General features: G+C 62.5%; 12 protein-coding genes. 4 read left to right on the plus strand and 8 right to left on the minus strand.

From position 1 onward, the window contains the following. Positions 1–84: 84 nt before the first annotated feature. Positions 85–1,410 (minus strand): flagellar protein export ATPase FliI, encoded by a 1,326-nt coding sequence (gene fliI / locus NWI01_RS05130; RefSeq protein WP_141382853.1) that lies wholly within the window; start codon positions 1,408–1,410, stop codon positions 85–87. A 368-nt stretch (positions 1,411–1,778) separates the two neighbouring features. Between fliI and ctrA the strand changes: the two genes are divergently transcribed. Then, on the plus strand, positions 1,779–2,480 hold the full coding sequence (gene ctrA, locus NWI01_RS05135; protein ID WP_011313853.1) for a response regulator transcription factor CtrA: 702 nt from the start codon (positions 1,779–1,781) through the stop codon (positions 2,478–2,480). A gap of 211 nt (positions 2,481–2,691) precedes the next feature. Here the strand turns inward: ctrA and NWI01_RS05140 are convergent, their stop codons facing one another. The 6 genes from NWI01_RS05140 to chpT all read right to left on the minus strand — a co-directional run bounded on the left by NWI01_RS05140 (position 2,692) and on the right by chpT (position 9,344). Continuing rightward, positions 2,692–3,558 (minus strand): CheR family methyltransferase, encoded by an 867-nt coding sequence (locus tag NWI01_RS05140; RefSeq protein WP_141382854.1) that lies wholly within the window; start codon positions 3,556–3,558, stop codon positions 2,692–2,694. Next, positions 3,555–4,826: a protein-glutamate methylesterase/protein-glutamine glutaminase gene (locus NWI01_RS05145; RefSeq protein WP_141382855.1), complete on the minus strand. Its 1,272-nt coding sequence runs from the start codon at positions 4,824–4,826 to the stop codon at positions 3,555–3,557. The genes NWI01_RS05140 and NWI01_RS05145 overlap by 4 nt, the downstream gene beginning before the upstream one ends. A gap of 48 nt (positions 4,827–4,874) precedes the next feature. Next, positions 4,875–5,240 (minus strand): response regulator, encoded by a 366-nt coding sequence (locus NWI01_RS05150; RefSeq protein ID WP_141382856.1) that lies wholly within the window; start codon positions 5,238–5,240, stop codon positions 4,875–4,877. Between the two features lie 59 nt (positions 5,241–5,299). After that, positions 5,300–5,770 carry a chemotaxis protein CheW gene (locus NWI01_RS05155; RefSeq protein WP_141382857.1) on the minus strand — a complete coding sequence of 157 codons (471 nt, stop codon included), beginning with the start codon at positions 5,768–5,770 and terminating at the stop codon, positions 5,300–5,302. 11 nt (positions 5,771–5,781) lie between these two features. Further along, positions 5,782–8,448: a hybrid sensor histidine kinase/response regulator gene (locus tag NWI01_RS05160; RefSeq protein WP_141382858.1), complete on the minus strand. Its 2,667-nt coding sequence runs from the start codon at positions 8,446–8,448 to the stop codon at positions 5,782–5,784. A gap of 236 nt (positions 8,449–8,684) precedes the next feature. Next, a complete protein-coding gene (chpT, locus tag NWI01_RS05165; protein WP_141382859.1) occupies positions 8,685–9,344 on the minus strand; it encodes a histidine phosphotransferase ChpT in 660 nt (219 codons plus the stop codon). A gap of 150 nt (positions 9,345–9,494) precedes the next feature. Between chpT and NWI01_RS05170 the strand changes: the two genes are divergently transcribed. Beyond that, complete coding sequence (locus NWI01_RS05170) at positions 9,495–10,310, plus strand: 3'(2'),5'-bisphosphate nucleotidase CysQ family protein (protein WP_141382860.1); 816 nt, start codon at positions 9,495–9,497, stop codon at positions 10,308–10,310. A 24-nt stretch (positions 10,311–10,334) separates the two neighbouring features. On the opposite strand, the gene NWI01_RS05175 is transcribed toward NWI01_RS05170, so the two are convergent. Continuing rightward, complete coding sequence (locus NWI01_RS05175; RefSeq protein WP_141382861.1) at positions 10,335–10,841, minus strand: YHS domain-containing (seleno)protein; 507 nt, start codon at positions 10,839–10,841, stop codon at positions 10,335–10,337. A gap of 152 nt (positions 10,842–10,993) precedes the next feature. Here NWI01_RS05175 and NWI01_RS05180 point away from each other — a divergent pair, with 152 nt between their 5' ends. Both NWI01_RS05180 and NWI01_RS05185 read left to right on the plus strand, forming a co-directional pair. Continuing rightward, positions 10,994–11,638, plus strand: a complete 645-nt coding sequence (locus NWI01_RS05180; protein ID WP_141382862.1) for a DUF1134 domain-containing protein — start codon at positions 10,994–10,996, stop codon at positions 11,636–11,638. 110 nt (positions 11,639–11,748) lie between these two features. Next, the gene (locus NWI01_RS05185) at positions 11,749–13,005 is read left to right on the plus strand and encodes a hypothetical protein (protein WP_141382863.1); all 1,257 of its coding nucleotides are present in this window, start codon (positions 11,749–11,751) and stop codon (positions 13,003–13,005) included. Positions 13,006–13,110: the final 105 nt, after the last annotated feature.

Genomic DNA, 13,110 nt, shown 5'->3' on the forward strand with positions numbered 1-13,110 from the left:
TCCCAATCTACGCGGGACAACGGCGACATCCCTTCTGATCCCGCCGCACCACTCTTATGACGGGCGGATGATGGCCCGACAAAGTTAGCTTTCCGTTGCTAAAGTGTTGACGATTTGCTGCAATCTTCGATAACCATCCCCGATGCTGGTGACTTCGTCCTTCGCCTGACGCAGGAAATCCTCGATGACCGGATTCAACCTGATGGCCTCGTCGACCTCCGCGTTGGAGCCGGCGCGATAGGCGCCGAGCCGGACCAACTCCTCCATATCGGAGTACGTGGCCATCATCTGCCTCGCGCGGGTAATGTCCGGCAGGAAAGCCGGATCGGCCGATTTCGGCATCGTGCGCGACACTGATTTCAAAACGTTGATCGCGGGATAGCGGCCCCGCTCGGCAATGGCGCGCTCCATCACGATGTGCCCGTCGAGAATGCCGCGCACGGCGTCGGCCACCGGCTCGTTGTGATCGTCACCGTCGACCAGCACCGTGAAGATGCCGGTTATTGTTCCCTTGTCGGCTCCGGGCCCGGCGCGCTCCAAAAGCCTCGGCAACTCGGTGAAGACGGTTGGCGTATAACCCTTCGTGGTCGGCGGCTCGCCGGTCGACAGTCCGATTTCGCGCTGCGCCATGGCAAAGCGCGTCACCGAGTCCATCATGCACATCACGTCCCTGCCCTCGTCGCGAAAGAATTCCGCAATCGCCAGGGTCAGATAGGCCGCCTGCCGCCGCATCAGTGCGGGTTCATCGGAGGTCGCGACCACGACAACCGATCGTGCGAGCCCCTCCGCGCCGAGATCGTCCTGCAGGAACTCCTGCACTTCGCGTCCGCGTTCGCCGATCAGCCCGATCACCGAAATGTCGGCATCGGCATTTCGCGCCAACATCGACAGCAGCACCGATTTGCCGACGCCTGAGCCCGCGAAAATACCGAGCCGCTGGCCGCGGCAGCAGGTCAGGAATGTGTTCAGGGCGCGAACCTTGAGATCGAGCGGCTGGCCGACCCGTTGGCGCGAATGCGCCGACGGTGGCGAATTGCGGTACGGCACCGGCGTTGAGCCCTGCGGGAGCGGTCCCTTGCCGTCGATCGGCTCTCCCAGGGCGTTGAGAACCCGCCCGAGCCATGCGGCGGCCGGCCTTATCTTGTCGGAGGCACTGGCGACCAGGGCGCGGCAGCCGCGTCGTACTCCATCCAGGCTGGCGAACGGCATGACGACAGCATTGTCGCCGTTGAAACCGACCACCTCCGCCGGGATGGTCCGGCCGACCCCGGTCTCGATGACGATGCGCGCTCCCACCGACATCGCATGGATAGGACCCGCTATCTCGACCATCAGTCCGCGTACGCCGACCACGCGGCCATAAATATTGACGCGCTCGATTTCACCAATCCGCTCGGCCAGGCCCTTCATCGTGAAATCCTTAGGTTTCCGCACATTAGCCGAACTCCTTTAACCTCGTGTTTACCCGCATCGTTAATCATTGCGTCACTGTCTTTGGTGACTGAGAGCGTGTGTCTTCAGGAGGAAGGCGAGTCGCGAAAGTCAGTTAGGCCTGACTTTTAATGTGGATCCTGAGCGTAACGGGATAAGAAAAGCTGCTTTAATGCAACACCTTAGGGCGATTCGATGAAAATTGCACCGAAGAGACTTGCGGAACAGAAACAGTTTTTGTTAACCATAGGCGGTCAGGGTTCGAATCAGTTGCTTAAAGGCGTTTCCAGTGCCGCAAGTATTGCGGCCGGCCTGACGCCCAGCGCGGCGACGATTAGGGGACTGGCATGCGCGTTTTGCTGATTGAGGATGACAGCGCCGTCGCGCAGTCGATCGAGCTGATGCTCAAGTCCGAGAGTTTCAACGTCTATACGACGGACCTCGGCGAAGAAGGCGTCGATCTCGGCAAACTCTACGACTACGACATTATCCTTCTCGATCTCAACCTGCCCGACATGTCGGGTTACGACGTGCTCAAGCAGCTTCGCGTCTCCAAGATCAAGACACCCATTCTGATCCTTTCCGGCCTCGCCGGCATCGAGGACAAGGTCAAGGGTCTCGGCGTCGGCGCCGACGACTACATGACGAAGCCATTTCACAAGGATGAACTGGTGGCCCGCATCCATGCGATCGTGCGGCGCTCCAAGGGCCATGCCCAGTCGGTGATCCAGACCGGGGATCTCGTGGTCAATCTCGACACCAAGACCGTGGAAGTGGGCGGCCAGCGCGTCCATCTCACCGGCAAGGAATATCAGATGCTCGAGCTGCTCAGCTTGCGCAAGGGCACCACGCTGACCAAGGAAATGTTCCTCAACCACCTCTATGGCGGCATGGATGAGCCCGAGTTGAAGATCATCGACGTCTTCATCTGCAAGCTGCGCAAAAAACTTGCCAATGCCTCCGAAGGCCGCAACTTCATCGAGACCGTCTGGGGGCGCGGCTACGTTCTCCGTGAACCGCACGAGGACGAAGTCCGTATTCCGGCCTGACACCCGATCCTCCGTTCCTCCCGGACTGACCCCGCCGCAAACGGCGGGGTTTTTGTTTGGTCTATAGCGTTTTCGAGCGAAGTGGATGACCTGTTCGCGTGACGAAAACACGTCAAACAAATCTGAAAGCCCCCACTTCTGATTCAATCAGAAGCGAACGTACCCTGGCGGCGAGAGCGGATCAGATCACCGATGAAACGGGGCGAATCCTCTACCCGCCGGCCGCCGCCCTGGGTGACGGCATTCCCGCCGCCCGCGAAGGCGGGGAAACCCGATTGGGCCGATAAAGCCCGCGCTTGTCAGGATGAGGTTTGAACGCGTCGGTCAGCCCGACCACGGTTTCGGCAGCGCCGAGCGCAAGAAAACCATCAACCTCCACCTGCCTTGCGAGCCGCGTGAAGACGCCGGCTTTGGTTTGCTGATCGAAATAAATCAGTACGTTGCGGCAGAAGATCACGTCGAAAACCCCAAGATGGGAAAAATCCTGCAACAGGTTGAGCTGGCGGTGCTGAACCATCGCGCGGATGTCGGGGTTGATCTGCCAGAGTTCACCCACCTGCTTGAAGTACTTGATCAGCAACTGAATGGGCAGCCCGCGCTGCACTTCGAACTGACTGTAGAGACCGGCCCGCGATTTTTCGAGCACCTCGTTCGACAGATCAGTGGCGATGATCTCGGTGCGCCAGCCCGTGAGCGGCGGGCCGCATTCCTTCAGGCACATCGCGATCGAATAGGGCTCCTGCCCTGTCGAGCCTGCGGCGCACCAGATCCGCAAGTGCCGACGAGCCGCGCGGGCCTGGAGCAGCGCCGGGATCACGGTCTCGCGCAGATGCTCGAACGGCGTCTTGTCGCGAAAGAAGAAGGTTTCGTTGGTGGTCATCGCCTCGACGACGTCGATCGTCAGGGCCGCAGCGCCGGTCTTCATTTTCTGCACGAGGTCGCCGATACCCGAGAGGCCGGCCTTGCGTGCAAGCGGAGTCAGCCGACTTTCGACCAGATATTGCTTCTCGGCGGTCAAGTCGAGGCCGGACCGTTCCTTCAGCAACTTGCGCAAGTATTCAAAATCAAGCGGTGTCACAAACGGTCTCCCGCGAATAGTCGAACCAGCTTCGGAGCGATTTGTTGAAGCGGTAGAACGGCAGCGCAAATTCCGGCCTGTACGGCGGCGCCCGGCATTCCCCACACCACGCTGCTTGCTTCGTCCTGGGCGATGACGCTGCCGCCCGCGGCGACAATCTGCGTGCCGCCACGCATTCCGTCCGACCCCATTCCGGTCAGGATCACGGCCAGAGCACCGCCCTGCCAGACGTCGATCGCTGACATGAACAAAGGATCGACCGCCGGCTTGCAGAAATTCACCGCCGGACCGTTATCCAGAACGATGACCGCGTCTGCTCCTTTTCTCGCCACCCGCATGTGACGGCCGCCGGGTGCGAGATAGATATGGCCCTGCTTCACGATCTCCTGATCCACGCCCTCATGCGCGGGACGCCCCGCGGCCCGCGCCAGATGCTCGGCGAGAATGGTGGTGAATGTCGGAGGCATGTGCTGGGTGATCAGCACCGGACAGCGGTCGATCACCGGTCCTATTCCGGCCACCAGGGCCATCAGCGCCTGCGGCCCGCCCGTGGACGAACCGATCAGCAGCGCACGCGGGAGGTGCGCGCTGAAGGAACGCAGCGTTGGCTGGGGCCGGATCATCGCGCGAACGGCTTGAGCAGAACGCGGTTGCTGTTCGCGCTGGACCAGAGCGGGATGAGGAAAAGTGCGTCGCGGTTTTCCGCCCGCATCCCGCTCTGAAACATTGGAATCGACCGCGTTCATGATTCTGGATGCGTTCGATCCAGAATCATCGTGATCTCGCGGCGGCGAAGCGACCGTCACCGGACGACGGCGTTTCGCGGTGAGATGCCGGATCTTCTGCATCAGGTCATGCCTGAAGATATCAGCCGCGGCGACCTCGCGCGTGCTCTCGGGCTTCGGAATGTAATCGGATGCGCCGAGCGACAGCGCCTTGAAACTGATCTCCGCGTTGCGGCGGGTCAGCGTCGAGGCCATGATGACGATGAGGTTGCGCTTTTTGGCCAGCAGTTGCGGCAGCGCGGAAATGCCGTCGAGTTCGGGCATTTCGATATCGAGGACCACGACATCCGGATCAGCGCGCTCGACCTGGTTGACGGCGTCGCGGCCGGTGCGAAGCGAGGCTGCGACCATCATGTCGGGCTCGGCCTCGATCCATCTGGAAATCAGCCCGCGGGTAACGGCGGAGTCATCGACCACCATGACCCGTAGCGGCTCCAGCTTTCCCGAATCCAGAGCCATCGGACTTGCCACAGCAGTACTCATGCCTTTTGCGCGCAAGATGAAAAATATCCGGCCGGATCGCGACGAGATTCAGATCAGGCCGATTTCCTGAAATTTCGCCGTCACGATGTCCTTGTCGAACGGCTTCATGATGTATTCGTTGGCGCCCGCGTGGAGCGCGCGGGCGATGTGCGCCACATCGTTCTCCGTGGTGCAGAACACCACCTTCGGCTGATCGCCGCCAGGCATCCGGCGCAGGTTGCGAAGAAATTCGTAGCCGTCCATGACCGGCATATTCCAGTCCAGGAGCACGGCGTCAGGCAGTTCAAGCCTGCAAGCCTCCAAGGCCTTCTCTCCATTTTCCGCCTCGACGATGCGAAAATTGAAGCCTTCCAGGATGCGTCGCGCAACCTTGCGAATGACACTCGAATCATCGACGACCAGACAGGTTTTCATTTTGGTCTCCGTGCCCTCTCAGCGCTTTTTCCTCAGCCGGCGCGCCAGCGCCGCCGTGGTCAAGCTGCAAGCTTGTCCGGTGCAATTTCCAGAACGCGATCGACATCGAGAACAACCATCAACTGCCCGTCCAGCCGGTACACGCCTGCCGACAGTTCCGCTGTCCGCCGGTCGAGATTGGCCGGATTGACCTCACGGCCTTCATCCGGGAGTTTCATGACCTCGCCGATCGAGTCGATCAGAAGTCCGTAGGACTCGCCGCGCAGTTCGACGCCGACGGCCATGGGCCGGCGATCGGCTTCCCCCTTGGGAAGCTTGAGCCGGGCGCGCATATCGATCGCGGTGACGATGCGGCCGCGCAGATTCAGAACCCCCGCGATATCGTTCGAGGCCAGCGGCACACGGGTCAGACGTTCCGGCTTGAACACGTCCTGCACCCGTGAGATCGGCAGTCCGAACAACTGCCCGCCGATCGTCGCGGTGACGTATTCGGTAAGCGCGCTTTCATTGGCTTGATTGACGGTGGTCATGTTCCGGTCCCTCATGCCGCCCGGCCAATTTCGGCGGTCTGCTCCTTCAACGCGGCAATCAGGCCAGGCCGGTCGAATTTGGCGACGTAGTCGTGGAAGCCAGCCTGACGGCCCCGCTCGATCGCGGCCGGAGAAATCATCGACGACAGCGCGATGATCGGAGTGCCGCTCAAGCGATCATCGGAGCGCACGGTCTCCGCGAACTCGAATCCGTTCATGTCCGGCATTTCGATATCCGTGAGGATCGCGTCGAACTCCTGACCCGAGCGCAGCGCGACGAGACCCTCTTGTGCGTTGGTCGCAAGCCGGACCTGATAGCCCGCGGCCTTGAGGACCGGCGCGAGCATGTTGCGGAAGAAGGCGCTGTCATCCACCAGCAGAACCGATCGCGCGGTGGCGGCCGCGCGCATCTCCTTGCGCCTGAACCAGTCGGAGAAAGCCATCGGCAGGAAATGACCGATGTCGATCACATCCGTCGCCCGGCCCTTGATGATGGCGGAGCCGAGGATACCTGACCTGCTGCTCGCCACCTCGATGTTCAGACGCTCCTCGACGATGTCGATGATCTCATCGACCACGAGTCCCGCCGCCCGGCCGTCATCAGCGAACACCAGGACCGGCTGCGTCCCGTCCGTTCCGATCGAAACGCCATCCATCCGTACCAACGGCATGAGCTGCTCGCGATACTGCACCATATGGCGGCCGTCGGAGATCTCGATCTTGGCGACCGCGATCTCCTCAAGTCGCGTGACGAGCGCGAGCGGCACGGCCTTGGGCTGATCCGATCCGGCGCGGAACACCAGAAGCGACGTCTGCTCGGCGCCGCCGGCGCGCGCGGCATTCTCATCGGCGATCTCCTGCTGGGTCACGACCGATGCGCCCAGCGCGTGGGCGATCCCGTTCGGATCGATGATCATGATCACGGCGCCGTCGCCCAGGATCGTGTTGCCCGAGAACATGCCGATATGCCGCAGCATGGTCGACATCGGCTTGACCACGATTTCCTCGGTATGAAACACGCCGTCCACGACGATGCCGAAGGTCTGGTTGCCGACCTGCGTCACCACGATGAAGCCGTTCTCGGGATCGCTGTCCGCGCCATCATCGATCTTCAGAAGCCTCTTCAAGTGCATCAACGGCAAAAGCTTGTTGCGCAGCCGCAGCACCGGCGTGTCCCTGATCCGCTCGATACGGTGCTCCGAATTGGCGCGCGCGCGCACCAGCTCGACGACCGAGAGCTGCGGTATCGCAAAGCGATCGCCCGCAGCCTCGACGATCAGCGCCGACACGATCGCCAGCGTCAGCGGAATCTTGATGATGACGCTCGAACCCTCGCCGGTCACCGACTTGATGTCGATGGTGCCGCCGATCTGATCGATATTGGTCCGCACCACGTCCATGCCGACGCCGCGTCCGGAGACGCTGGTCACGGCCGCGGCGGTCGAGAATCCCGGAGCGAAAATGAACTTGTGAATCTGCGCATCGGTCATCTTCTCGATTTCGGCTTCGGTCGCCAGACCGTTCTGGATCGCCTTGGCCTTGATGCGTTCGGTATCGAGCCCACGGCCGTTGTCCGCGATGCAGATGATGATGTGGCCGCCTTCATGATACGCCGAAAGACGGATCGTGCCCTGCTCCGGTTTTCCCGCCCTGATGCGCTCCGCCGGTGTTTCCAGGCCATGATCGGCGGAATTCCGCACCATGTGGGTCAGCGGATCCTTGACGAGATCGAGAACCTGACGGTCGAGCTCGGTATCGGCGCCATGCATCTCGAGTTCGATCTGCTTGCCGAGTTCGCTCGAAAGGTCGCGCACGATTCGCGGAAGTTTCTGCCAGGCGTTGCCGATCGGCTGCATCCGCGTCTTCATCACCCCTTCCTGCAGTTCGGCGGTGACGTTGGACAACCGTTGCAGCGGCACCTTGAATTCGGTGTCCTCGTGGCGGCGGCTGATCTCAAGCAACTGATTGCGGGTCAGCACGAGTTCGGACACCATCGTCATCAGGTGCTCAAGCGTATCGACGTTGACGCGAATCGACTGGTTGGCGACCCGGTCGCCTTCCGGCATATCCTCCCCTTTCTTCGGAGCAGCCGTTGCCACCAGCTTCGAAGCAGCCGGCGCTGCGGGTGCGGACTGCGAAGCGGGCGCGATCGACTCCACCTCCGTCTCGCGGAACGCGCGCTCGAGATCATCAAGCGACACCTCGCCGGGGCGCAGGGGCCGTTCGAGAATCTGGTAGGTGAGCGTCCCCGCTATCTCACATTCCGGCGTCGCTTCGGGGATGTCGGAAGCCGGCCCGGATGGATCACGCTCGGCCATGCGATGCAGCGCGTCGATCAGATCGGCGTCGGCTCCCTCCGGCTCCGTCCCGCTCGCTTCGAGCTGGCCCAGGATATCCTTGATGCGATCGATGGTGGACAGGATAAGCGTCACGGCCTCGCCGGTCACCGCCATGCCGTCGCGAAACTTGCCCATCAGCGTCTCCGCCGCATGAGCGAGCGCCTCTAGCCTCGGCAGGCCCAGAAAACCGCACGTGCCCTTGATGGTATGGACCAGCCGGAAGATGTTATCCAATATCTTCGCATTGTTCGGGTCCTGCTCGAACCGGACGAGCTGATTGTCGACCGTATCCAGACTCTCGTTGGTCTCGGTCAGGAATTCGCAGAGGAGATCATCCATAGCCTTCTGGCCTTCGAAACGCCGAGACGCCGCGATCGCGCCTTTCACAGCCGGGCCAGTTTCAAGGCAAAGCGTTAATATTGGTTGAGCAGATCAAAAAGAACGCGCCAAGCGCGTGTTTCGCGGACGCCATGCCTGGTCCGCGTGAAGGCGACGCGCCGAATAACAATCTCAAGCTTCGCTTCTGGTCCCATCAGACGCGAAACGCTCAAGAAACCATTTGTTAACCTGGCCGGTCAGTCGAGACCCTGACGGGCGGTTGCCACGACCTTGTCACCATCGGCGACCAGGGAGACGCTGATGCCGCAGGCCTCGGCCAAAAGACGGGTGTAATAGGGTTGAACGGCGTGGGCATCGACCGCGCCAGTCGAACCGGACGCCAGAAGCTCGGCGACGGGCTGCGACACGCGGGCATTCAGCCCGGCGGCGGTGATCTGAAAGCCCATGGTCTCACCCTCACCGAGCGGGTCGACCGTCAGCACCCCTCCGCGCGGAATCGTCTGCTGCGCAATCACCAGCAGGTTGAGCAGAAGTTTCACCCTGTTCTTCGGCAGCAGCAGGCGCGGCAGATTCCAGGCCAGCGTGATCTTGCCGTCCTCGAAATGACCCTTCGCGATGTTCTGCGCATCGCCCAGATCGATCTGCGCGCTGGGCGAGCCCGCCGCCCCAAAAGCGAGACGGCAAAACTGCAGCCGCGCCGACGCGGTTCTGGCGCTCTTGCGAATCAGATCAAGGGCGAATTCGCGATCGTCCGGCTTTGGATCGTCATCCAGCACCTCAAGTCCGTTGACGATTGCGCCCACGGGGCTAATGAGATCGTGACAGACGCGTGAACAGAGCAACGCCGCGAGTTCGAGCGCGTCGGGAGCGGGACCGGGAGACGATGTGCCAGACATAAAACCTGTTCCTGGGATCTGTTTCGGCAACTCCGCTGCGCGCGGACACGGCGAATCAAACGACCTTCGGGGTTTGATACACGGCCTGAGCCTGGGCTGCCACCTTGAGGCGGCCGCCGTCCTGCGGCGGCACGCAAGGAAGCCTCGCACATGCCGGTGATCGACGCTCAATCCGCCGCGACGCTGATGGGGTTGCTCACCGACCTGGTCGCGAAAGCCGGCGTCGCCGTGCTCTCGGTCAATCGCGACCGCATGATGACAGGCGGCAAGATCGACGGCTCTCCCGTCACGGACGCGGATCTCGCCGCTGACAACGTGATCGCCGAAGGGCTCGCGCGGCTCTGTCCCGATATTCCGGTGCTCTCCGAGGAACGGGTGCATCTCGCGACACCGCCTTATTCCGGAAGCCTGTTCGTGATCGATCCGCTGGACGGCACCAAGGAGTTCATCGCCGGCCGCAACGAATACACCGTGAACCTCGCGATCGTGACGGACGGCATGCCGCTGCTCGGCATCATCGGCGCGCCGGCGCTCGGGTCGATCTGGCGCGGCCTTGTCGGGCGCGGCGCCGAACGCCTCACGGACGTCTCCGACTCGCGCGCCGGCGTCGCCGAGCCGATCAGGACACGGCCGTTTCCCGGACCAAACTCTCAATGGATCGCCGCCGTCAGCCGCTCCCACGCCGACAGCCGGTCGGACGCCTTCATCTCCCGCCGTCCCGGCGCGGTGCGCAAGCCGCTCGGTTCCGCCGTCAAGTTCTGCCGGATCGCGGAAGGCTGTGCCGATATCTACCCGCGCCTCGCCCCGACCTGCGAATGGGACGTTGCGGCAGGCCACGCTTTGGTCACCGCCGCCGGCGGCAAGGTCACGGACGAATCGGGTGCGCCGCTACGGTTCGGTGAAGCGCGCGAGGGATTTCTGGTGCCTGGGTTTATCGCCTGGGGCGACCCTTCCGCCGCGCCTTGAGGTTCACACGGGCCCGGGCCGGCGCTATTGCGCGAGCATCTCCTTCAACGCGGCCCAGCGACGCGTCGCCTCGCGCAGATAACGCGCCGGATCGGCGGCGAAAGCCGCGCGGGTGTCCTCATGGCCGAACAGGTAAAGCCGCTCGCCGACAATCAACCACAATCGCGCGGTCCCGGCGCGGGTCACGCCCCGGGCAATATCCACCGGATCGTATCCGCCGAAACGCGGACTATAGACATCGGGGTCGGCGAGGAAAAAAGCGCGGTTGTTGGGGTTGCTGAAGCGCCAGATGACGCCATCATGCGACACCTCGAACTCGGAGACGCCTCGTACCGGCCGCGCGTCGGTAAAAAACGCCACGGGATCGAATCCGCCGATCGCGAGCCCCGTATACCTGTCGACCACGATCCGTTCGGAGGTGGCGGCCAGGGCCGTCAAATCGAGGCCGGGAAAGGCAAACCCGCCGCCCAGCACGGCGATCACGGCTATTGCAAGACGCAAGCCATTCCTTTCCTGCCGCCGTGCCGTCATACTTGATGCCGATAACGCGTGAGTCGGGGGTTGATCGCCGCATCCTACGGACCGCGTGTCAGCATCCGGTTAAGGACGCGGTGACAGGTTTTGCTACGTGGGGTGCTTTTACTGGGGTGCCATACTTGGGGTACTTTCTTGGGGTACTTTTCATGATTTTCATTTCGCGCCTTGCAGCGGTCGCGCTCGCTGCGGTGATGTTCGCGATTGTGCCGGCTTCCGCCCAGCAATCAGCGCCGTACCAGACGCCACCGGCACAGCCTTACCAGGCACAGCCGTACCAGGCGCCGCCGGCGCATCGGAACGGCAGTCCCGGCACCTATTCGTCGGATGAACTCCTCAAATCCGGAACCCGGTTCTTCGGCAACGTCTCACGGGGTCTCGCATCCGTCATCGAGCGTGCGGTGAGCCAGTGGGGCCTGCCGAACGGCTACATCCTGGGCGAGGAAGGCTCGGGGGCCTTCGTGGCGGGCCTGCGCTACGGCGAGGGCACCCTCTACACCAAGAACGCCGGCGATCTGAAAGTCTATTGGCAGGGACCGTCCGTCGGCTTCGACTGGGGCGGCGACGGCGCCCGGACCATGACGCTGGTCTATAACCTGCCTGCCACGAACGCGATCTATCAGCGTTTCGTCGGCGTCGACGGTTCCGCCTATATTGTCGGCGGTTTCGGAATGACGGCGCTGACCGCGAACAACATCGTACTGGTGCCGATCCGCTCGGGTCTCGGGCTGCGGCTCGGCGCCAATGTCGGCTACCTGAAATATACCCCGCAAGCGACCTGGAACCCGTTCTGATCTCCGTGGCCTGTACTTGATTCGAGGCCGGGCGCTGGCGTTCGGCCGGCCGCCCGTGGCATGGTAACCAGATCCTTGCCGGGCCTGTCCGGGGTTGTGGAGCGTTGCTCATGGTCGAGCCGATCATGTATCTGGCGATCGGTTTTCTGGTTTCGATGCTGTGCGGGCTGATGGTCATGCCGCTCGTGCATGATCGCGCCGTCCGCCTCACCGTCAAACGCATGGAAGCCGCCACCCCGATGTCGATGGCTGAGATCCAGGCCGACAGGGATCAGTTGCGCGCCGAATTCGCGATGTCGGCGCGACGGCTGGAAATGAAGGTCGACCAGTTCAGGAGAAAGGTCGCCAGCCAGTCCGCTGAACTCGGCAAAAAGGCCGAAGCCATCAACCGCCTGAAGGTGGAACTCGGCGAGAAGAACGAGAGGATATTCAGCCTGGAAGGACGCGGGAAGACGGTGGGAGAACGTCTGCAGTCCGCGGAACAGGAGCTCGCCGCCAGGGCTGAAACGCTGCGGAGCGTGGAGCAGGCGCTCGCCGAGCGGCAGAACGATCTCGGGCGGCTCCGTCAGGAGTTGTCGGAGCGCTCGGTGACCGCCGAGAGCCGGCAAGCCGAACTGTTCGTGGTGCGCGCCGAGATCGAGCGATTGCAGAGCCGGCTCAACGAGGTCGAAAACGAACTCGCCTCCACGCAAGCACGGCTTGAGCAACAGCGCGATGAAACGGCAACCGTTGCCCGGGAGCGTGACGACGCGCGCAAACACGTCGAGAACCTGAGCCAGCGCATCGTCAACATCGACACCCAGTTCATCGACAAAACGAAGGACGCTGAAAGACTCGGCGGCCGGGTCAGAGCACTCGAAACCGACCTCGCCGCGCAGGCCAACGCGCTCACCGAGCGAAATGCAAAGAACAGTGAGTTGCGGCGAGCGAAAACCGCCGCGGAGCGCGCCAACAATGAGTTGCGCGACGAAATTGCGTCGTTGACCGGCGGCAAGTCTCCGCTGATCGATACGCTGCGCAACGAGATGCTGGCGACCGAACGGGCGCTGCGCGCCGCCCACGACGAGCGAGCCAAATTGCAGCGCGACATCAACGTGCTCCAGCGTCAGACGGAATCCGGCACGGTCGAGCAGATGGAAAACGCGCTGCTGCGCGAGCATATCAATGACATCGCCGCCGAGGTCGCAAGGCTCGCGATGACCATCGAGGGGCCGGATTCACCGATCGAAACCATCCTGGCGGCATCAGCTACCGGCTCCGCCAAAACCGCCAATGGTTCGGCGGGCGCGATTCCGGTCGGCACGCTGGCCGACCGCATCCGCGCCCTGCAACCTCAGGCCCCCCGCAGCGAGCGGCGGTCGAGCTAGAATCCTGCACTGCTTCATGGAACGGTGAAGACGCTTCTTTATGTTTGACGCGTTTTCTTAACGCGAGCCGGATTCCATCCTCGGATCAAGCCCGAGGACATGCTT

Origin of the sequence: Nitrobacter winogradskyi, assembly GCF_006539545.1 — a bacterium.
Taxonomy (GTDB): domain Bacteria; phylum Pseudomonadota; class Alphaproteobacteria; order Rhizobiales; family Xanthobacteraceae; genus Nitrobacter; species Nitrobacter winogradskyi_A.

What these genes read in the sequence shown, in the direction of transcription:
- NWI01_RS05170 (WP_141382860.1), top strand. Translation starts at nt 9,495, where the DNA reads ATGCCGGTGATCGACGCTCAATCCGCCGCGACGCTGATGGGGTTGCTC.
- fliI (WP_141382853.1), bottom strand. Translation starts at nt 1,410, where the DNA reads ATGAAGGGCCTGGCCGAGCGGATTGGTGAAATCGAGCGCGTCAATATT.
- NWI01_RS05160 (WP_141382858.1), bottom strand. Translation starts at nt 8,448, where the DNA reads ATGGATGATCTCCTCTGCGAATTCCTGACCGAGACCAACGAGAGTCTG.
- NWI01_RS05185 (WP_141382863.1), top strand. Translation starts at nt 11,749, where the DNA reads ATGGTCGAGCCGATCATGTATCTGGCGATCGGTTTTCTGGTTTCGATG.
- NWI01_RS05150 (WP_141382856.1), bottom strand. Translation starts at nt 5,240, where the DNA reads ATGAAAACCTGTCTGGTCGTCGATGATTCGAGTGTCATTCGCAAGGTT.
- NWI01_RS05145 (WP_141382855.1), bottom strand. Translation starts at nt 4,826, where the DNA reads ATGAGTACTGCTGTGGCAAGTCCGATGGCTCTGGATTCGGGAAAGCTG.
- chpT (WP_141382859.1), bottom strand. Translation starts at nt 9,344, where the DNA reads ATGTCTGGCACATCGTCTCCCGGTCCCGCTCCCGACGCGCTCGAACTC.
- NWI01_RS05180 (WP_141382862.1), top strand. Translation starts at nt 10,994, where the DNA reads ATGATTTTCATTTCGCGCCTTGCAGCGGTCGCGCTCGCTGCGGTGATG.
- NWI01_RS05175 (WP_141382861.1), bottom strand. Translation starts at nt 10,841, where the DNA reads ATGACGGCACGGCGGCAGGAAAGGAATGGCTTGCGTCTTGCAATAGCC.
- NWI01_RS05155 (WP_141382857.1), bottom strand. Translation starts at nt 5,770, where the DNA reads ATGACCACCGTCAATCAAGCCAATGAAAGCGCGCTTACCGAATACGTC.
- ctrA (WP_011313853.1), top strand. Translation starts at nt 1,779, where the DNA reads ATGCGCGTTTTGCTGATTGAGGATGACAGCGCCGTCGCGCAGTCGATC.